This window comes from Mesorhizobium sp. M8A.F.Ca.ET.218.01.1.1 (genome assembly GCF_004791165.1).
GTDB lineage: Bacteria > Pseudomonadota > Alphaproteobacteria > Rhizobiales > Rhizobiaceae > Mesorhizobium.
Genome location: NZ_SRUZ01000005.1, coordinates 90,204 through 108,435, shown reverse-complemented (window position 1 = coordinate 108,435; position 18,232 = coordinate 90,204). Strand labels below are relative to the sequence as shown.

General features: G+C 64.0%; 19 protein-coding genes. 7 read left to right on the top strand and 12 right to left on the bottom strand.

Annotation, left to right across the window (positions count from 1 at the left end; all coding sequences use genetic code 11):
* Positions 1-12 precede the first annotated feature (12 nt).
* Complete coding sequence (locus EN861_RS19255) at positions 13-342, top strand: hypothetical protein (protein WP_135865013.1); 330 nt, start codon at positions 13-15, stop codon at positions 340-342.
* A 30-nt stretch (positions 343-372) separates the two neighbouring features.
* Here EN861_RS19255 and EN861_RS19250 read toward each other — a convergent pair whose 3' ends face one another.
* From EN861_RS19250 to EN861_RS19215, 8 genes are all read right to left on the bottom strand, one after another.
* Positions 373-1,155: an ABC transporter ATP-binding protein gene (locus tag EN861_RS19250; RefSeq protein WP_135865011.1), complete on the bottom strand. Its 783-nt coding sequence runs from the start codon at positions 1,153-1,155 to the stop codon at positions 373-375.
* Between the two features lie 10 nt (positions 1,156-1,165).
* Positions 1,166-2,029 carry an ABC transporter permease gene (locus tag EN861_RS19245; RefSeq protein WP_127276161.1) on the bottom strand — a complete coding sequence of 288 codons (864 nt, stop codon included), beginning with the start codon at positions 2,027-2,029 and terminating at the stop codon, positions 1,166-1,168.
* 28 nt (positions 2,030-2,057) lie between these two features.
* Positions 2,058-3,068, bottom strand: coding sequence for an ABC transporter substrate-binding protein (locus tag EN861_RS19240; protein ID WP_127870493.1), 1,011 nt, complete (start codon positions 3,066-3,068; stop codon positions 2,058-2,060).
* Positions 3,069-3,301: 233 nt separating this feature from the next.
* Entirely contained in the window at positions 3,302-4,597 is a 1,296-nt protein-coding gene (locus EN861_RS19235) for a hypothetical protein (RefSeq protein ID WP_167531356.1), read from the bottom strand.
* Between the two features lie 101 nt (positions 4,598-4,698).
* Positions 4,699-5,430, bottom strand: coding sequence for a histidine utilization repressor (gene hutC, locus EN861_RS19230; protein ID WP_127870491.1), 732 nt, complete (start codon positions 5,428-5,430; stop codon positions 4,699-4,701).
* A 1-nt stretch (position 5,431) separates the two neighbouring features.
* Positions 5,432-6,460 carry a zinc-binding dehydrogenase gene (locus tag EN861_RS19225; protein WP_135865009.1) on the bottom strand — a complete coding sequence of 343 codons (1,029 nt, stop codon included), beginning with the start codon at positions 6,458-6,460 and terminating at the stop codon, positions 5,432-5,434.
* Between the two features lie 14 nt (positions 6,461-6,474).
* Entirely contained in the window at positions 6,475-7,797 is a 1,323-nt protein-coding gene (hisD, locus tag EN861_RS19220; RefSeq protein ID WP_127870489.1) for a histidinol dehydrogenase, read from the bottom strand.
* A gap of 84 nt (positions 7,798-7,881) precedes the next feature.
* The gene (locus EN861_RS19215; RefSeq protein WP_127870488.1) at positions 7,882-8,655 is read right to left on the bottom strand and encodes a glucose 1-dehydrogenase; all 774 of its coding nucleotides are present in this window, start codon (positions 8,653-8,655) and stop codon (positions 7,882-7,884) included.
* Between the two features lie 216 nt (positions 8,656-8,871).
* Between EN861_RS19215 and EN861_RS19210 the strand changes: the two genes are divergently transcribed.
* Both EN861_RS19210 and EN861_RS19205 read left to right on the top strand, forming a co-directional pair.
* Complete coding sequence (locus EN861_RS19210; protein ID WP_135865007.1) at positions 8,872-9,975, top strand: histidinol-phosphate transaminase; 1,104 nt, start codon at positions 8,872-8,874, stop codon at positions 9,973-9,975.
* A 132-nt stretch (positions 9,976-10,107) separates the two neighbouring features.
* Positions 10,108-11,391 (top strand): FAD-binding oxidoreductase, encoded by a 1,284-nt coding sequence (locus EN861_RS19205; protein WP_127870486.1) that lies wholly within the window; start codon positions 10,108-10,110, stop codon positions 11,389-11,391.
* Between the two features lie 24 nt (positions 11,392-11,415).
* On the opposite strand, the gene EN861_RS19200 is transcribed toward EN861_RS19205, so the two are convergent.
* Positions 11,416-12,222 (bottom strand): SDR family NAD(P)-dependent oxidoreductase, encoded by an 807-nt coding sequence (locus EN861_RS19200; RefSeq protein ID WP_127870485.1) that lies wholly within the window; start codon positions 12,220-12,222, stop codon positions 11,416-11,418.
* Positions 12,219-13,073 (bottom strand): NAD(P)-dependent oxidoreductase, encoded by an 855-nt coding sequence (locus EN861_RS19195; RefSeq protein WP_127870484.1) that lies wholly within the window; start codon positions 13,071-13,073, stop codon positions 12,219-12,221. Before EN861_RS19195 ends, EN861_RS19200 begins: the two co-directional genes overlap by 4 nt.
* A gap of 235 nt (positions 13,074-13,308) precedes the next feature.
* Here EN861_RS19195 and EN861_RS19190 point away from each other — a divergent pair, with 235 nt between their 5' ends.
* From EN861_RS19190 to EN861_RS19180, 3 genes are read left to right on the top strand one after another with little or no spacing between them, the layout of a single operon-like run.
* On the top strand, positions 13,309-13,953 hold the full coding sequence (locus tag EN861_RS19190) for an isochorismatase family cysteine hydrolase (protein ID WP_127276138.1): 645 nt from the start codon (positions 13,309-13,311) through the stop codon (positions 13,951-13,953).
* 44 nt (positions 13,954-13,997) lie between these two features.
* Positions 13,998-14,546 (top strand): MarR family winged helix-turn-helix transcriptional regulator, encoded by a 549-nt coding sequence (locus tag EN861_RS19185; protein ID WP_127276136.1) that lies wholly within the window; start codon positions 13,998-14,000, stop codon positions 14,544-14,546.
* 40 nt (positions 14,547-14,586) lie between these two features.
* Positions 14,587-15,780 (top strand): amidohydrolase family protein, encoded by a 1,194-nt coding sequence (locus EN861_RS19180; RefSeq protein WP_135865006.1) that lies wholly within the window; start codon positions 14,587-14,589, stop codon positions 15,778-15,780.
* A gap of 21 nt (positions 15,781-15,801) precedes the next feature.
* On the opposite strand, the gene EN861_RS19175 is transcribed toward EN861_RS19180, so the two are convergent.
* Together EN861_RS19175 and EN861_RS19170 are read right to left on the bottom strand one after the other, a co-directional pair.
* Positions 15,802-16,386 carry an amino acid synthesis family protein gene (locus EN861_RS19175; protein ID WP_127870482.1) on the bottom strand — a complete coding sequence of 195 codons (585 nt, stop codon included), beginning with the start codon at positions 16,384-16,386 and terminating at the stop codon, positions 15,802-15,804.
* Positions 16,383-16,967, bottom strand: coding sequence for an amino acid synthesis family protein (locus tag EN861_RS19170; RefSeq protein ID WP_127870481.1), 585 nt, complete (start codon positions 16,965-16,967; stop codon positions 16,383-16,385). Before EN861_RS19170 ends, EN861_RS19175 begins: the two co-directional genes overlap by 4 nt.
* A 256-nt stretch (positions 16,968-17,223) precedes the next feature.
* Between EN861_RS19170 and EN861_RS19165 the strand changes: the two genes are divergently transcribed.
* Positions 17,224-18,228 (top strand): BMP family ABC transporter substrate-binding protein, encoded by a 1,005-nt coding sequence (locus EN861_RS19165; RefSeq protein WP_127870480.1) that lies wholly within the window; start codon positions 17,224-17,226, stop codon positions 18,226-18,228.
* The last annotated feature ends 4 nt before the right edge of the window (positions 18,229-18,232 follow it).

Sequence of the window (18,232 nt, the reverse complement as noted above, 5' to 3'; positions counted from 1 at the left end):
GGAGACATGCTTATGAAAAAGCCAAGTGTATTCCTCTGTTCCATCGTGTTGACGTTGGCGACGAGCGTTGTCCCGTTTGCCACAGGCGCCGATGCCACCGTTGTCAGGCACCACTATGTCCGCGTCACCACCGCCCATAATGGCAACACGCACGCCGCGAACCGCGGACACAGACACCATTATGGTTGGGTCGGTAGCAGTTGGACCGGCGAGAATTCGACCGACAACAGCAACTGGATGGACAGCTATTACAATGGCTACGGCAGTTACCGTGGGTTTGCCGGCGACTTTTGCGGAACCATCGCATGGACGCTCGAGATATGCAGTCCCCACGGCCCGTAATTCCTGACCGCCGGTGAGACCAACGAAGGTTTACGCCATTTCGGGACGTCTTGACGCCTCGCGGATCGCCTTGTGCACGCCGCGTTGCAAATCCATGAAGGCGGGCGTTTCCATCACCTCTTCGCGGCGCGGGCGCTCGATGTCGACGTTGAAGGTCTGCATGATGCGTCCCGGGCCGATCCCCATGACGACGATGCGGTCCGACAGATAGACGGCCTCCTCGACGTCATGCGTGACGAACAGCACGGTGAGCCTGTGCTCTTCCCAGATCTGGGTCAGGAGTTCCTGCATCTGGTGCCGCGTCAAGGCATCGAGCGCGCCGAAGGGTTCGTCCATCAGCAGCATTTTGGGGCGATAGGAGAGCGCGCGCGCGATGGCGACGCGCTGCTTCATGCCGCCCGACAGTTCGGACGGGAAGCGATCGGCGCTTTGCGACAGCTTGACGAGGTCGAGATGCTCGAGCGCGATCTCGCGGCAGGCGGAGCGATCATAGCCGGCGGCCTTGAGGGCAAACTCGATGTTCTGCCGCGCCGTCAGCCAGGGAAGCAGCGTGTAGGACTGGAAGACGACACCACGGTCGAGACCCGGTTGCAGAATCGGCGCGCCGTCGATGCTGAGATCGCCGGCGTCAAAATCCTGCAGTCCGGCGACGATCGACAGCAACGTGCTCTTGCCGCAGCCCGACGTGCCGACGAGGGAGACGAACTCGTTGTCGGCAAGGTCAAGATTGATGTCCCGCAGCACTTCCGTGCACCGCTCGCCGGCGCCGAAGCTCTTGTCGAGACCCGCAATGCGCAATTTGGGAACAGTCATCGGCGGTTCCTCATTGCGAGTGGCCATCCTGCCGGAACAGCACCTTCTCCAATGCCTTCATGACCTGGTCGGTGATGAGGCCAAGCACGCCCAGGAGCAGGATGTAGCCGATGATGGTGTTGGTCTGGAAATAGCGCTGCGATACGGTGATGCGATAGCCCAGACCGGATGTCGCGGCGACGAGTTCGGCCAGAACCAGCCATGTCCATGCCCAGCCGAGGCTGATGCGCAGCGTGTCCCAGATGCCCGGCAAGGCGCTGGGCACGACGATGCGCGTCAGGATCTTGCGGTCCGGCAGGCCGAGCGTGCGCCCGAGGCCGATGAAGTCGGCGGGGACCCGTTTCACATTGTCCATGATCATCAGCACCTGCTGGAAGAAGGTGCCGATGAAGATGATCAGGAATTTCTGGGTATCGCCGGTGCCGGCCCACAGGATGGAGAGCGGTACGAAAGCGACAACCGGCATATAGCGGATGAAATCCACCAGCGGCTCGATCGCAGCCTCCCAGGAGCGGAAACTGCCGATCAGCACGCCGATCGGGATGGACAGTGCCGAGGCGAGAAGAAAGCCGATGGAAATGCGGTACATGGAGGCCCGGAGGTCCAGCCACAAGGTGCCGTCGGCCGCGAGCTTGGCGATCTGGGTCGCGACGCTGCCCGGCGACGGCAGGAAGATGGGTTTTACCCATTCCAGCCCGGTCGCCGCCCACCAGGCGAGGCCGAGGCCGACAAAGACGGCCACCGCTATCGCCAGGAAACGTGACCGGGCGATCGGCACGCCGATCCCGGAGGATCGGCGACGCGTGGCCTTCTTCGTGACTGGCTTCGCTGCGGAACGGGCCAGATCGGTTTTCGCGGTGGGTTCTCCCGACATCTGCGTTACCACCGCGATCCGGCCTTCGTCATTCCGCCGCCTTGACGAAGGACGGGTCGATCATCTGCTCCGGCGTCACATCGGCCTGAAGCAGCTTGGCGTTCTTCGCCGCCGCTTCGACATCGGCGAATGTCTTGGTGGTAAAATCGCCGGTGAGCGCCGTCTTGTTTTCGGCCAGGGAATAGTAGCGCACGCCGTCAAAGGCGGTGTTGAGGTCCTTGACGTCGGAACCGACCGCCTTGGCGATGATGGCGCGACCGCCTGATGTATCGGCATTGTAGTCCTTGAGCGCGGCGTCCCAGCTCTTGATCATGGCCAGCACCTGGCCGGGCCGCGACTTGATCACTTCGTCGCGCACCACCAGCACGTCGCTGATCAGGCCGGGATCCTCGCCGGCGGTGAACAACAGCTTGACGTCCTTGTTCTGCGCCATGGCGACGGTGAGGTACGGCTCGTAGGTAACCGCGACCGGCACCTGGCCCGCGATCAAGGCGCCGCCGGCATCTGCGGCAGGCATGGGAACCGGCTGGATATCAGCGACCGACATGCCGTTCCTGGCGAGCGCGTATTTGAGCAGGATGTCGCTCGTCGTGCCTTCCTCGAAGGCGACTTGCTTGCCCTTGAGACCGGCGATGGAGGTGACGTCCTTGCCGGCGACGATGGCGTCTGCCGTCATGGAGACATCGAGCAGCAGCACGATCTTCACCGGCAGGCCGGCCGCAACCATGCCCATCGCCGTGTGGGTGGCGATGTTGGCGGCGTCAAGCTGGCCGCTGGCGAGTGCGGCGTTGATATCCTTGTCCTCGGCGAAATTGACGATCTGGACGTCCGACAGGCCGTTCGTCTTGAACAGGCCCTTGGCCTCGGCGACGTGCCACTGGCCATAGCCAAGCCAGGGCTCGATGCCGATCTTGAACGATCCGGCCTCGGGCGTCGTGGGAATGGCCGCATCGGCGGCATGGGCTGTCGGGGCGGCGGTGAGCCCGACGGCAACGGCCATCACCAACGCGCGAAATTGTCCTGCTAGGTTAAGCGTCATCTTTCGTTCCCCTTGGTGATCAGACCGCTTTTTTACCCAGGCATCCGGTCTGGTGAGACTGCGGGTTCTGCTCTTGCGGCACTGTGCCTCGGCGTCTTGCCCGCCACTTCGTGGTTGAAGTGCTGGCACATTTCAGCGTCAGCGGAAGCGGATGTCAAGGCTAAAATACATACATGCATATACAAGTTGAAGTGACTCAAATTTTGCGTTGATCCGGCGCGTCCCCTGCCTGACTACTCATGCTTTTCAGGATCGATCCGATCGAGAAAACCGGTCATCCGGTCGGTTCCGCCATCGGGCTCGCTGCCGACCATGACCGCGACCGAAAACCCGATGAGAGACGAGACCGGCGTGTGGCTGCGCGCGCCGGCCCGCAGGTTCATCACCAGGGTCGGCGACAGGAACAGCCCAGAGCGCAGCACCGTTCGCCAATCCGCCGGCAGCATGCCGCGACGCTTGAGTTCCAGCAGCAAGGGCCGCCACAGTTCCATCGCCTTCACCTCCAGAAGGTCGCGGCGGATCGGGCTCAAATCCCAGTCCGTGTCGACATACAGAAAGTCGCCATCCAGCCGCGCCCGCGCTTGAAAAGCCTGGGTCGCCATGGCCGGATCGTAGAGCCAGAAGGGATGGGCGAAGATGTTGTGGAACGTCGCCTTCACCTCGGCCAGCAGCGTCGGGATGTGCGAGCCGGCAAAGGCCGGATCGAAGAAGGACAGTTCCGCCCGTCCCGCCGTCTCCACGTACCAGACATTGGCATTGTGGGCGTCGCCATGCGCGACCACGCCGCCGGCATCGGCAAGCCGGTCCGGCCGCAGGCGCTCCGCGGCGGCGTCGAAGAGCTCGCCGATGCTGCTGATGTAGCGCTGCCCGTTGATGACGAATTTCAGCCGGGAAAACCGATCCCAATCCAGTTCCGCGCCGGGAAAGACAAACGACTTGCCGACGTAGAAATCGGCCAGGCGGCCACCTGGCGACAAACGCGTATCGGCGTCGATCAGCCGCTCATGAAACAGCCGGTGGATCGGCTCGGCCGACACCTGCGCGACGGTCACCGGATGCAGCGTTTCGAGATAGACATCGAGCAGCCTGGCGGACAGGTCACGCTCGGCAAGAACCGCCTCGCGCCGCCTGCCGGCATCGTCCTTGGTGTCCAGCGCGAACAGAACATCCGAAAATCGAGGATCCACGCGGCGGCTATAGACAAGGATCTGCTCGCCGGGCTGGGCGGACATATGCACGGGCTGGTCGACCGGCAAGCCGGCGCGCGACAGGATTTCGGCCCGGTAATACTCGCCGGCCATCGCCTCTTCCCCTTCTTCCTGATGGAATTTGAAGAAATACGGTTGGCCGTCACTGTCAAAGAAGCCATTCAGGGAGTTGAGGCTGTATTTGTCGACATTGATGCGGACGTTGCCGGGGTTCATCCCGAACAGGTCCCCCAGCAACGCAGTCAGCGCGCGTTGCGCTTCGGCTACATCATGCTGCGCGAGAGCCCGTATCCGGGCCGTGCGGCTCAGTGCCGGCGTCATCCCCAGGCTCCGCAAACCCGTGCGTCCACCAGCCGAAGCACTCTTATCGATACAGGTATATACATTTGAACGAAGCCTCGGCTTGCATTGGTTCGTCGACGTCAGCTTGCCCTGGAAGGCGAGTAGCGGCTGCCTAGCGAGTAGCGGCTGCCGGCATAGGTCAGCTTGCTGATCGTGGCCACGACCGCCCCAGTCCATGTCCGGCGATGCAGGAGAAGGCAGCAACTGCCGACATCGATGCCCAGATGCTGCGCCGACTCCCTGTCGGCCGGGACGGCGGAGATGATATGCTCGACCTCGGTGACCGGGGTCTTCTGCATCAGGTAGTCATAGGTCGCCGTCCTGGTGAAATCCTGCTTGTCATAGTCGGGGATCAGGCCCGGATTGACAAAGCGCTCTTCCAGTTGCACCGGCAGGTCGTTCTCGAAATTGACGACGACGGAGTGATAGATCGAGGTGCGCTTCGCAAACTCGAACGACAGCGCGAGTTCCTTCGTCGGCACGATGGTTTCGAGGACCAGGACTTCGGAGCGATGCCTGTTGCCGCGCTCGACGATCTCGGCGGCGATGTTGTTGATCTCGATCAGAGTCGATTGCGGCCGGGGTGGCGCGATGAATGTTCCGACGCCTTGCAGCCGGATCAGGAATCCCGCGGCGGTCAGTTCCCGCAAGGCCCGGTGAACCGTCATCCGTGACACACCCAGCGAAACCACCAGCTCGTTCTCGGACGGCAGCTTGCGGTCCTTGCCCCATTTGCCCGTTCCGATGTTGGTCAGGATGTAGTCCTTCACCTTCTCGTAAAGGGGGCTCGCCGTATCGGGCAAATCGATCATTTCAAAAATCCTTTCCGGCAGGTTGCCGCATGCGGATGATTGTTTTCAAGCCATCGCTCTTCCCGGCCAACAGCCGCTCATAGGCGGCTGGAATATCGTCCAGGCCTATCTCGCGGTCGACCAAGGCCAGAAGCGGCTCGCTGAGTTCACCCAGCATGCGGACAGCGTCGGGCAATTCGTCGGCGAAGGCGTGACATCCCAGCAATGCAATCTCGCGCTCGACCAGAAGATTGGGGTCGATGTCGAGGCGGCCATGAAATATCCCGACCATCGCCACCGCGCCACCTGGATCGAGAACGCCGAGCAACTGGTTGAACGCAGCGATGCTGCCCGTCGCCTCGACGGCCGCCAGCAGCGGGGCATTGGAGATGGCTGCGGCAATGGCATCGCGGTCGAGATCGACGATCGTGGCGCTCGTTACCCGCGCCACGCGGGCACAACGTGCCTGGTTGCGGTCGGCGACAAGCACGGTTCCGGCGAAGGTTCGGGAGAGCAGCAACGCGGCAAGACCACCGATCGGCCCACAGCCGACGACAAGCACCGAACCGACCGTTTTCGGCAGACGCCGCACCGCGTGCAGCGCGACCGCGAGGGGTTCGGCCATGGCGGCGACCCGTTCGTCAAGGCCGGCGTCGATGACATGGAGCAAACGTGCGGGCAACACCGCCTGTTCGGCGAAACCGCCGTCGCATATTTCGCCGACGAAGCCCAGCGCAGCGCAGAGATGCCGCTTGCCGGCACGGCATTGCGCGCAATCCCCGCACCAGAAACGGGAATCGGCGACGACTCTGTCGCCGACAGCGATTGTGTCGACGCCCTCGCCCAGCGCCATCACCGTGCCGGTCAGTTCGTGGCCAGCCGTCGAAGGCGAACGGCTTATCCACTGGCCGGTGCGGAAATTGTGCAGGTCCGAACCGCAGATTCCGGCGGCATCGATCCTGAGCTTTGCCCAGCCGGCATCCGGGATACCTGGCGCGGCGACATCCTCGACGCGCAGATCCCCCGGTCCATAAAGTCGCGCCGCCTTCATCGCGATGGCCCCCCTCAGCCGGCGAGATAGCGGTCGCGGATCTCCGAAACCGCGTTTTCATGCGAGCTGAAGCCCTCGTAGCGGGCGAGCCGGCGGGCATGCAGCGCCAGTTCCGGATAGGCGGCCGAGGTCACATAGCCAACCGACGAGCGCTTGACGAAATCCGTCACCGAGAGCGGCCCATAGGTGCGCGCCCAGCGGCTGGTCGGCAGCACCGCATTCGGCCCGAGGACGAAATTGGCAAGGGTCACCGGCGTGTGCGGACCCATCAGGATTTCCGCCGCCTCGGTGATGTGGCCGAGATGCGCGAACGGCTCCTTCGAGAGTATCTCGAGATGTTCGGGCGCATAGTCGTTGATGAAGCGGTAAGACTCTTCCAGCGACCCGGTCAGCACGATGCCGCCGCGCTCTCCCGTCAGCACCGCGCGCGAGAATTCCACACGCTGCTCGGTCATGCGCGACCAGTGCTGCGGGATAGCGGCCAGGGCGGCCTCGGCAACCTTGCGGCTGTGCGTCACCAGATAGGCGGAGGAATCCGGCCCGTGCTCGGCCTCGATCAGCAAATCGAGCGCGGCAAGGCCGCCGTCGACGCTGTCGTCGGCAAAGATGATGGCTTCCGACGGTCCGGCCGGCAGACCCGTGTTGATGATCGAGGACAGAACGCTCTTGGCTGCCACCACCCAGGGGCTGCCCGGGCCGACGATCTTGAGTGCCGGCTTCACCGTTTCGGTGCCGTAGGCGACCGCGGCGACGGCCTGGGCGCCGCCGCATTTGTACACGGTCTCGACGCCGGCAAGGCGAGCGGCGACCAGTGTGGCCGCGTCCACGGAACCATCCGGGGTTGGCGGCGTCACGATGGCAATCCGCGGCACGCCGGCAATGACGGCTGGTACCGACGTCATCATCGTCACAGACGGAAAGGCGCCCTTGCCGCGCGGCACGTAAAGCGCGACGGAGGCGATCGGCGTGTACCTGTCGCCGGCATAGGCGCCCGGGCGGACTTCCTTGAGCCACATGGTTTCCGGCTTCTGCTCTTCATGAAAATGCCGGATGTTGTCGATGCCGAACCTGATGCTCTCGACGACATCCTTCTCGACCTTGTCGAACGCCGCGTCGAACTCCGCTTCCGACACCTTCAGTCCGCCTTCGGCCACATTGGCCTTGTCGAGGTCCCTGGCGAAGCGGATCAGGGCGGCGTCACCCTCGTCCCTGACCGCCTGGATGATCGGACGAACCTTTTCGATGAAGACCGACAGATCGCCCTCGGCGCGTTTCAGCAGCCCGGCCCGCCGAGTGGCATCGAGGGATGACAGATCGTGGAAGCTGATGTCGGACATGGATTTTTCCTTCAGTTCAGAGCGCAATGTGCCGACCGGTCACATCTGCGCAAGACATTCAATTCGAAACATCGACGATCTACGTCAGACCGAGGCAAGGAACCCGCCGTCCACCGGAATGGACTGGCCGGTTATGTAGGCGGCGGCATCGGAGGCAAGGAACACGGCGATGCCGTGCAGATCGCGCAGATCGCCGAAACGGTGCTGCGGAATCTTGGCGAGCATGGATTGCCGCCATGCCTCATTGCCGTAAAACACCTCCGTCATCGCCGTCCTGAAATAGCCCGGGGCAATGGCGTTGACCCTGATGCCAAGCTGCGCCCACTCCGCCGCGAGAGCCCGTGTCATGCCGAGCAGACCCGACTTGGAAGAGCCATACGGCACCGCCGTTGGAATGCCGACTTCTGACGTCAGCGAACAGAGGTTGATGATGGCGCCGGGCCGGCCAGCATCCCGCATCTGCCGCGCCGCCGCCTGGGCACAGAAGAACGCCCCCTTGAGATTGGTGTCGACGATCCGGTCCCACAGCGCCTCGTCGACATCGAGCGATGGCCGGACCTCTTCCACCCCGGCATTGTTGACGAGAATGTCGAGGCCGCCAAGCAGGCGGGCTGCCTCGGCAACGGCCGCGCGGCACTGGCCGACATCGGTCACGTCAAGGGCAATGGCGTGCGCAACCCCGCCGCCCGCGCGAATGGCCGCCGCTGTCTCATCAAGCGAGTCCACGCTACGCGCCGTGACCGCGACGTCGGCGCCGGCGGCGCTCAGCGCCTCGGCGATGCTGCGGCCAATGCCGCGGCTGGCACCGGTGACCAGCGCCTTCCTGCCAGAGAGGTCGAAAAGAGCAGCGTTGCGCATGTGATCCTCCTTGGCCGCTCCGGTTGCGTGGCACGGAGACTATCAGATCGACTTACATAGACAAGCATATACAAACAGCCTCGAGTGCGATAGTGGTGACGTCGTCCGCCGCACGCGCGACCACATAGCTGGCTCTTTAATACGAGATGCCACGGGCGGCGATTGTTCGAGGTTTGTCTGGCGACAATAATCGGCCGGCGATGGAGGAGACCAGACATGTCCAACGCTTCAGACATGGTCCGCACCGAAGTCACGCGCCTGTCGCCTTACAATTCCGGGCTGACCATCGCCGAGGTCATGCTGCGATACGCCCCGGCCAGGATCGCCAAACTGGGCTCGAATGAAAACCCGATCGGCCCGAGCCCGACCCTGGCCAAGATGATGCAGGGCGGCTCCGAAATGTTCCGCCTTTATCCGGATCCGGCCGGGCGCGAACTGCGGCAGGCCATCGCCGCCAGACATGCGGCCGGCGAGGATCAGGTCATCCTCGGCAACGGATCGGAAGATCTCCTCTCCGTCATCAGCCGTGCCGTCCTGCGGCCCGGCGACGTCGTCGTCACGCTCTATCCATCGTTCCCGCTGCACGAGGACTATGCGACGCTGATGGGTGCAAGCGTCAACCGTGTAACCGTCAACGGCGATCTCAGCATCAATCTCGACGCGCTGATCGAGGCGGTGCGCGAACGGCCTCGCATGCTGCTGTTCTCGAATCCGATGAACCCGGCCGGCAGCTGGCTCTCCGGCGGCGATCTGTCGAGGCTCCTGGACGCTGTCAGCGACGAGACGCTGATCGTCGTGGATGAAGCCTATGCCGAATATGCCGAAGGCGACGACTATGTCTCGTCCCTGCCCTGTCTGAGCAAACGCGATCAACCCTGGATCGTGCTGCGGACATTTTCCAAGGCGTTCGGACTGGCAGGGCTGCGGATCGGCTTCGGCATTGTCGGCGACCCGCAATTGCGCGCGTTGCTCGACAGGGTGCGCACGCCTTTCAATGTCAATGGCGTCGCGCAGGCCGCCGCGCTTGCGGCGCTCGCCGATGAGGAGCACTTGGCCAAGGTCGTCGCGCTGGCCAGGACGGAGCGGGCACGCGTCGAGCGTTTCCTGGCGGGCAAGGGCCTCGAAGTCGCTTCGTCCAGAGGCAACTTCCTGTTCTTCGACTGCCGGCAAGATGCCACTGCCTTCGTCGAAGGCCTGCTGCGCGAAGGTGTTATCGTCAAACCCTGGAAACAGGAAGGCTTCGACACCTATGTGCGCGTCAGCATCGGTTCGCCGTCGGAGAACGACCACTTCATGGCCGCCCTGTCGCAACTGTTGTGATTTCCCGACGCCACGCAGAATTGCCTGGCGTACCCGACACCAAAGTCTGGGTCTGCCGCGCGTGCCGGATATCGGGCAATTGAAAGCCAGGTTGCCCGTCAAGCCCGCCGCCCTATCGTAAGAGCCCGTCATATGCTGGAAAGCAGCCCGCTCAGAAGTCTCTATCGCGATACGGCTGGCGGCGCCGGCAACTACACCTCCCTTGCCGGCGCACAGCGGGCAAAGGTCGCTATTGTCGGCGCTGGCTTCACCGGCCTGTCGACCGCCTTGCATCTGGCGGAAGCTGGTGACGACGTCTGCGTGCTCGAGGCCCATCAGCCGGGCTGGGGGGCGTCGGGCAGAAATGGCGGCCAGGTCAATCCCGGTCTCAAATACGATCCCGACACGATCGAGGCGATGTTCGGCCCCGATCTCGGGCAGCGGATGATCGACTTCTCCTACGGTGCGCCGGATTTCACCTTCGGCCTCATCAAGCGCCTGTCGATCGATTGCGAGGCCCGGCAAAACGGCACCATACGCGCGGCCATCCGGCCGAAGCCGGCAGCCGCGGTGCGGGCCACGGCAACGCAATGCAAGCGGCGGGGGATGCCGGTCGGCTTGCTCGACGCAAAGGCGATGGCGGCGCGAACCGGCACCGACAGATACATATCCGGCATGTTCGATGCCCGCGGCGGCGACCTTCATCCCTTGAAATACACGCTCGGCCTGGCTGCCGCCGCGCGGAAGGCCGGCGCGCGGATATTCGGCGGCAGCGAAGTCCTCTCGCTGAACAGGCAGGCCGGACGCTGGGTCCTCAAGACGGCAGACGGCTCTGTCAGCGCCGAGAAGGTCCTTGTCGCGACCAACGGCTATACCGGCGACCTGTGGCCGCGCCTGGAGCAGTCGCTCGTTCCGGTGTTCAGCGCCATCGCGGCGACCGAACCGCTGTCACCAACGGTCGCGGCCGCAATCCTCCCTCAAAGGCCCGTCGTTTACGAAGCCGGCAATATCACCGTCTATTACCGCGTCGATGCGCAAAACCGGCTTCTCATGGGCGGCCGGGGACCGATGAGACCCATCGGCGATGCTTCCGCCATCCGCTACCTTACCGACTATGCGCTACGGCTCTGGCCGGTGCTTGCTGGAACCGCGTGGACACATGGCTGGAACGGCCGGGTCGCCATCACCAAGGATCATCTCCTGCACGTTCACGAGCCGGAGGACGGCATCCTGATTTGCCTTGGTTACAATGGCCGTGGCGTCGCCATGGCCTCTGCGATGGGCAATGCGCTGGCAAATCGCCTTCGCGGCGACGCGACCACGCCCTTCCCGATGCCGATATCGGGGCTGAAGCCAATCCGGTTCCATCGCTTCTGGCCGCTTGGCGTCAAGGCGGCGATCCTTTCGGGCCGGGTGAAGGACCGATTCGGCCTCTGACGAGAAGAGCCCGCCCGGCATCTCCTAGCGAACCTTCGGAAACGTGTCGCCGGCCGGCGCGTTGGCCCAGCTCTGCAAGGTCTGGCCGCCGTCGATCAGCCAGTCGACGCCGGTGACGTGCCTTGCCTCGTCCGAGGCGAGGAAAGCCACCGCCGCGGCGACATCGTCCGGTTGGCCGATGCGGCGCAACGGAATCCGGTCGGCGAAATGCTGGACGCTGCTCTTGAAATCGCCCTCCCCAGAAGCCGGCACGCCGAGCGTCGTCTCGATGACACCCGGACAGATGGCGTTGACCCGGATGCCGTAAGGCGCGGCATCGAGCGCCGCGACCCGCGTCAGTCCGACCACGCCATGTTTCGACGCGACATAGCCGGCGCCGCCTGACAGGACGTCCCAACCGGCCATCGACGATCCCATATTGACGATCGAGCCGCCGGTTCCGGCCTTGATCATGGCCTGGAGCGATGCCTGCAAGACGAGGAAGATACCGCGCAAATTGATGCGGATGACGGCGTCCCAATCCTCCACCGGCAGCTCGTGCACGGGAGCGACGACACCGGAAATCCCGGCATTGTTGAACACCACATCCAGCCCGCCGAAGGCCTCGACGGCCGTTTCGACGGCGCCGCGCACGCTGTTCTCGTCGGTGACGTCGGCCTCGATGGCGATGATTTTTTTGCCAAGCGAGCTGGCCAGTTGCCGCGCCGCCGCGCCGTTGCGGTCGACGATCGCGACCCGCGCGCCTTCGTCGAGAAAACGCCGGACCGCGGCGCTGCCAATGGCGCCGGCACCGCCGGTGACGAGGACTTTCTTCCGGTCGAACCGCTTCATCCCTGGGTCTCCGGCTTTGGATAGGAACGCCATGAGTGCCGCGGCTCGAAGCCGATCGTTTCGCGCGCATGGGCCGTATCGAGCACCGAACCGAAGCCGGCAATCGGCCGCGACAGCGGGACAGCTGGATAGACCCGGCGCACGAGCGGCTCGCTTTCCTCCTCCATGAAGGTGTCGGCGGCGCTGAGCAGGACGCGCAGATGGCCACTGCCTTGCCACTCGAGCGCCCGCAGAAAGCCTTGACCGGCATCGCGCGCGTCGAGATAGCTCCACAGGTCGCGGGCACTGTCGGCGGTGGCGCGGCGCGGACCGACGCCGGCGAAGAAGGACTGCGGGGTCTGGATCCACGGCATGCGGATGCTGACGGCTGAAAACGCGCCGCGGCGCACCGCGGCGTCGACGATCTCCTCACCCAGCCATTTCGACAGGCCGTAGGGATCCTGCGCACCGACCGGATGGTTCATATCGACCGGCAGATAAGGCGGAATGACCGTCTTCTCGAAGAAGGGATAGCCGAAGACGCTGAAGGACGAGGCATAGACGAGGCGCCTGGCGCCGGCCAGGGCAGCGGCCTCGACGACATTGTAGGCGGTCGCGATGTTGGTCTTGAACACCTCGCCGCCGGCCCGCCCGGTTGGGCGCGGGATCGCCGCCACATGCACCACGGCATCGCAATCGCGTACCAGCTGCAGGGTCGATCCCAGATCCGTCAGATCGGCGGTGGCGTGCCGCCATGCCGCGCCGGCGGGCGCCACCGCGTCGATGCCCAGCACATCGTGGCCGGCCGCAACCAGGGCCTCGGCCACATGGCGCCCAAGCAGACCGCTGGCCCCGGTGATGATTGTCTTCATATCACAGCCCTCGGCCCGGCAAACTTGGCGATCTGAATATCATTGATGGTCATACAAATCGAGCACATGATTGCCACCTCTTGTCAAGGCCATGTCGCGCCGGACAAATAGCGCATACGCTGGTGCGACCAACGTGCGCAAGGCTGGCGGTCACCGCTTTGCGTCGAACGGGATTGACTTGGCATTCGCCAGGGTTTTTTGTATGAGCATCAACGATCGACCCAAGGAGACCGCCATGGCCGTGGACGTCTTTTCCTCACACCGGCACGACGACGCGATGCGCCTCGATCGGCACCGTGCGGCGATCGTGGTCATCGATATGGTCAATGAATTCTGCAAGCCCGGCGGGGCCATGGTCCTGCCTGGCTATGAGACGCTGGTCCCACCGCAACTGGCTGTCATCGAGGCTGCGCGCGCCGCCGGCGTCCCGGTGATCTGGGTTCACGACGCGCACCGGCCGGGCATGCGCCGCGAGCGCGAATGGGTGAAGCGCACGCCGCATTGCGTGGAAGGAAGCTGGGGACCTGAAATCATCGAGGACCTGGGTGCCCGCGACGATGAGATCCACGTGATCAAGCGCCGCTACTCGGCCTTCTTTCAGACCGACCTCGACCTGACGCTCAAGGACATGCAGGTCGACCAGCTGGTCATATTCGGCGTGGTCACCAATATCTGCGTGCGCTCGACCGTCCACGACGCTTTTTTCCAGGGCTATGAAGTGGTGGTGCCAAGCGATTGCTGCGCGGCGACGGGACCGCGCGAGCAGGAAAGCTCGCTCTACGATATAGCGACTCATTTCGGCGTGGTCAGCGGTTCGGCTGATGTCGTCGCGGCTCTTCGCGATGGAGCCTCACTGCAACCGGCTGAAGTTGCGGCTTGAGCCCTGGAGTGAGCAACATCCAAGACAGGCAACAGGAGTCCGGTTTGACGACCGAAAAGAAATCCGAGAAAGACGCGACACCGAAGCGGCAGCGCGGCAAGGCGCCGCCGCTGAGCCGCGAGCAGGTGCTGCAGCAATACGCGCAGACCGGATACGCGTTGGACCTCCATCCGGCTCACGTCATCCGCAAGGCGCATCAGCGCGCGACGCTGCGGTTCCAGCAGGTGATGGCGGGCGAAGACCTTTCGCCGACCCAGTTCGCCGCGCTTGCCACGATCCTCAAACATGGCGAGGTCTCGCAGAACCACCTCGGCCGGCTGACGGCGATGGACCCGTCGACCATCAGCATCGTGATGCGCAAGCTGCTCAAGCACGGACTGATCACGCGCAGCGCCTCCGACACCGACCAGCGCCTGTCGATGATCGCTCTGACCGAGAAGGGGACCGAGTATACGCTCGAACGGCTTGAACGCAGCGTCGAAGTCGGGCGCCGCTTCCTGTCGCCGCTTTCACCCGCCGAGCAGGCGACGTTGCTCCGCCTGCTCACGCGCATCAACGACGACGATCCATCGAATGGCGACAGCGGCAAATAGGCCGCGTCGGGACGTTCCATACCAGCAGAAGTGAGAACCGATGTCGTCCGACCCCAAGTCGTCTGCCAACACGCTCGTCGTCCGCAATATCGGCCTGATGCTGAGCGGTGACCTCGGCCGACCGATCCTCGAGGCCGACACCATTGTCGTTGCCGACGGGCGCATTTCCGCCATCGGCAAGGCAAGCGAGGTCGACGGCGGCAATGCGGCGACGATCATCGACGCGATGGGCTGCGCCGTGGCGCCGGGGCTCATCGACAACCATGTCCATCCGGTCGCGGGCGATTGGACGCCGCGGCAAAACCAGATCGGCTGGATGGATTCGACCGTGCATGGCGGCGTCACCACGATCATTTCGGCGGGAGAGGTCCACACACCGGGCCGCCCGCGCGACCTGGTCGGGCTGAAGGCGCTGGCGATCGCGGCGCAGAGGACCTTCTCCAACTTCCGCCCCAACGGCATGAAGATCCTGGCCGGCGCTCCCATACTGGAACCAGGCCTAGTCGAGGAGGATTTCCGCGCCCTCGCCGAGGCCGGCGTGACGCTTGTCGGCGAGGTCGGGCTCGGCGGCGTCAAGGACGGTCCGACCGGCCGCCAGATGATCGGCTGGGCGCGCAAATACGGCATGACCTCGATGACCCATACGGGCGGCCCATCCCTGCCCGGCTCCGGCCGCATCGGCGCCGATGTCGTGCTGGAGGTCGATGCCGACATCGTGGCTCACGTCAATGGCGGACCGACGGCACTGCCGGAAGCTGAGATCCGGCAGATCTGCGAGAACGGCTCGCGCGCGCTGGAAATCGTCCACAACGGCAATCTGCGCACCGGCCTGTTCGTGCTCGAGCTGGCAAGGCAGCGCGGCGAACTTTCGCGCGTCATCCTCGGCACCGACAGCCCAGCCGGATCGGGCGTGCAGCCGCTCGGCATCCTGAGGACGCTGACGATGCTCGCTTCGCTGGGCGGTATCGCCCCTGAAGTGGCGTTCTGCCTTGCCAGCGGCAACACGGCGCGCGTGCGCGGACTGGCTGACCGCGGCATCATCGAGGTCGGCCGCGCCGCCGACCTCATCTTCATCGACCAGGCGATTGGTGGCGCCGGTGACGGACTGCTGGACAGCGTGGCGCTCGGCAATCTGCCGGGTATCGGCATGGTGATCATCGACGGCGAGGTGCGCACCAACCGCAGCCGCAATACTCCGCCGGCGATGCGGGTGCCGGAAGTCAGGGCGGCGTAGCGGCAGCCACCTGCGAACGCATCAACTTACGCCGTCCTTGCCGACGATCTTGTCCGTGGTCAGCCCGCCGACACGCGGATGCGGCCTGCCGGAATCGGTGACGGCGATGGCGACGACGATCTCGTCGGCACGCGGTGCGTCGGGAACGCGAACCTCCATGCCGTCGAAATGGCTGCGCACCCGCGCCGCGTCCTTGTGGCCGAGCGGAATGTCGAGCGGCACGCCAAGGCCACCGCGCTTCTTCGATGAGGGGATGAGCGCGGCCCCCTTGCCGAGCACATCGCGGAACGGGGCGCCGAGCGTTGGATGAAGGATGGCGGCGGCATGTTCAAGCTCGCCATCGGCGCCGACGGCGGCGGCCTTGCCGAAGCTCTCGACCTGGTCACCGCCAATGCCGAGGGCCGCGACGGCCCGCCTGGGCAAGATGTCGCCCAACGCCTCACCAACGACACTCAGCGCCGACAGATCCTCGACAAAAGTGCCGGCATAGGGATTGCGGATCACCGCGATCACCGCGGCGCGACGCGTTGGCGGATCGACGGGGCGGCCGCCTTCGATCAGGGTTTCCTCGACGATGGTAATGACGCGGCGGATTTCAGGGCTCATCGCAAGCCGTCCTCGCCCTTGATATCGGCTGCCGCCAGGCCGCCGACCCGAGCGTGAACGCGCGCCCCGGTGGTCATCGCCAGGATGACAGCCATCTCGTCGCTGCGCGGCGCATCGCCGACGCCGATCTCGATGGCGTCGAAATGGCTGCGCACATAGGAGGCGTTTATGTGCGTTATCGGAATGTCGATGCGCGTTCCCGGGCCACCGACCTTCTTGGTCGACGGCACGATAGCCTTGGCGTTGCCGAGAAGTTCGCGCATCGCGTAGCCGCCCGGATTGTGCCAGAGCGCACCGTGTTCGAGCTCTCCGGCGGCGCCGACGACGGCGCCCTTGCCATAGCCTTCGATGGCTGAAACCCCCTCGCCCATGGCGTCGATCAGGCGCCGGGCCATGTCGAGGCCGAGCGGCTTCAGGTCCTCCATGAATCCGGTGATCTCTTCCACGTAGCGTCCGGCAAATGGGTTGGCGATGACCGCCACGATCGCGCCGCGCTTGGGCGGGCGGGCCGCGAGGGGGCCGCCCTCATGGAAGATCTCTTCGACCTGAACCAGAAATTTCCTGACCACAACAGCCGGCATGGCGCGTTTCCTTCGTCCCGTCGTTCTGATGAAACTCGTTAGAGTACCAACAATTATGCATCGCCGATATTTGTCAAGCGTCGACAAGGACCATGCGGACAAAGCGGTGAGAAAACTGCACCGGAGGACGATTGACAGCCTGTTTGGCCGCTCATAAACTCATATGACCATCAACGAACTCGCCAGTGTCCCGGCGATATTTAGGGGATGGTCAAGGCGTGGCTTCAAAAGCTGAAAAAAGCTGAAGGGGAATGACATGACAAGGGCACTCAAGAGTTTGTTTCTGGCCGGCACGATGCTTGCCGTTTCGTTGGGATCGGCCGCCGCACAGTCCAAGGTTTCCGTGGCCGCCATCTCGGGATATTTCGCACAGGGCTTCGGCGTTTCGATCGTCAACGGCCTCAACAAGGCCAAGACCGATTTCGGCATCGACCTCAAGCTGGTCGACACCGGCAATCGTGCCCTCGACTATGAGGAGCAGTTCGAAAACCTCGCCAAGGGCAAGCAATACGACCTCATCTTCGTGATGGGCTGGGAGTTGGTGGACTCGTTGCAGAAGGTCAGCAAGGAATATCCCGACCAGCGCTTCGTGTTCATCGACGGCGTGCTCGACAATCCCAAGATGATCTACGCCAACTTCGCCGAGGAGCAGGGCTCGTTCGTCGCCGGCGCGCTGGCCGGCATGGTCGAGGCCAAGGGCAGTGAATTTCCCAAGATCGGCGACGGCAAGGCAATCGGTTTCGTCGGCGGCCGCGATATCCCGGTGATCCGCAACTTCCTCGGCGGCTACGAGCAGGGCGCAAAATATGCCGCGCCCGATGTGAAGGTGAATTCCGTGTTCGCCGGAACCTTCGACGACCCGGCCAAGGGCAGCGAACTTGCCCAGGCGCTTTACGGCCAGGGCTCCGACATCGTCTACAACGTTGCCGGCCCGACGGGTGAAGGCGTGATGCAGGCAAGTGCCGCCGCCGACAAATATTCGATCGGCGTCGATATCGACATGTGCGGCACGGCTCCCGGGAATGTGCTCGGCAGCATGTTGAAGCGGGGCGACATCGCGGTCTACACGCTGATCAAGGACGAAGTCGGGGGCCACAAGGTGACCGCCGGCACCCGCACGTTCGACCTCGCTTCGGGCGGTGTCGAGTTCAAGGTGTGCGACGATATTGCCCCCACGATCCCGGCCGACGTGACCGCCAAGCTGGACGACATCAAAAAGGGCATCGTCGACGGCAAGATCGCGATCACCAAGGCGAAATAGGCCA

What these genes read in the sequence shown, in the direction of transcription:
- EN861_RS19225 (WP_135865009.1), bottom strand. Translation starts at nt 6,460, where the DNA reads ATGAAGGCGGCGCGACTTTATGGACCGGGGGATCTGCGCGTCGAGGAT.
- EN861_RS19210 (WP_135865007.1), top strand. Translation starts at nt 8,872, where the DNA reads ATGTCCAACGCTTCAGACATGGTCCGCACCGAAGTCACGCGCCTGTCG.
- hisD (WP_127870489.1), bottom strand. Translation starts at nt 7,797, where the DNA reads ATGTCCGACATCAGCTTCCACGATCTGTCATCCCTCGATGCCACTCGG.
- EN861_RS19215 (WP_127870488.1), bottom strand. Translation starts at nt 8,655, where the DNA reads ATGCGCAACGCTGCTCTTTTCGACCTCTCTGGCAGGAAGGCGCTGGTC.
- EN861_RS19190 (WP_127276138.1), top strand. Translation starts at nt 13,309, where the DNA reads ATGGCCGTGGACGTCTTTTCCTCACACCGGCACGACGACGCGATGCGC.
- EN861_RS19250 (WP_135865011.1), bottom strand. Translation starts at nt 1,155, where the DNA reads ATGACTGTTCCCAAATTGCGCATTGCGGGTCTCGACAAGAGCTTCGGC.
- EN861_RS19245 (WP_127276161.1), bottom strand. Translation starts at nt 2,029, where the DNA reads ATGTCGGGAGAACCCACCGCGAAAACCGATCTGGCCCGTTCCGCAGCG.
- EN861_RS19205 (WP_127870486.1), top strand. Translation starts at nt 10,108, where the DNA reads ATGCTGGAAAGCAGCCCGCTCAGAAGTCTCTATCGCGATACGGCTGGC.
- EN861_RS19180 (WP_135865006.1), top strand. Translation starts at nt 14,587, where the DNA reads ATGTCGTCCGACCCCAAGTCGTCTGCCAACACGCTCGTCGTCCGCAAT.
- EN861_RS19200 (WP_127870485.1), bottom strand. Translation starts at nt 12,222, where the DNA reads ATGAAGCGGTTCGACCGGAAGAAAGTCCTCGTCACCGGCGGTGCCGGC.
- EN861_RS19165 (WP_127870480.1), top strand. Translation starts at nt 17,224, where the DNA reads ATGACAAGGGCACTCAAGAGTTTGTTTCTGGCCGGCACGATGCTTGCC.
- EN861_RS19255 (WP_135865013.1), top strand. Translation starts at nt 13, where the DNA reads ATGAAAAAGCCAAGTGTATTCCTCTGTTCCATCGTGTTGACGTTGGCG.
- EN861_RS19175 (WP_127870482.1), bottom strand. Translation starts at nt 16,386, where the DNA reads ATGAGCCCTGAAATCCGCCGCGTCATTACCATCGTCGAGGAAACCCTG.
- hutC (WP_127870491.1), bottom strand. Translation starts at nt 5,430, where the DNA reads ATGATCGATTTGCCCGATACGGCGAGCCCCCTTTACGAGAAGGTGAAG.
- EN861_RS19195 (WP_127870484.1), bottom strand. Translation starts at nt 13,073, where the DNA reads ATGAAGACAATCATCACCGGGGCCAGCGGTCTGCTTGGGCGCCATGTG.
- EN861_RS19240 (WP_127870493.1), bottom strand. Translation starts at nt 3,068, where the DNA reads ATGACGCTTAACCTAGCAGGACAATTTCGCGCGTTGGTGATGGCCGTT.
- EN861_RS19170 (WP_127870481.1), bottom strand. Translation starts at nt 16,967, where the DNA reads ATGCCGGCTGTTGTGGTCAGGAAATTTCTGGTTCAGGTCGAAGAGATC.
- EN861_RS19235 (WP_167531356.1), bottom strand. Translation starts at nt 4,597, where the DNA reads ATGACGCCGGCACTGAGCCGCACGGCCCGGATACGGGCTCTCGCGCAG.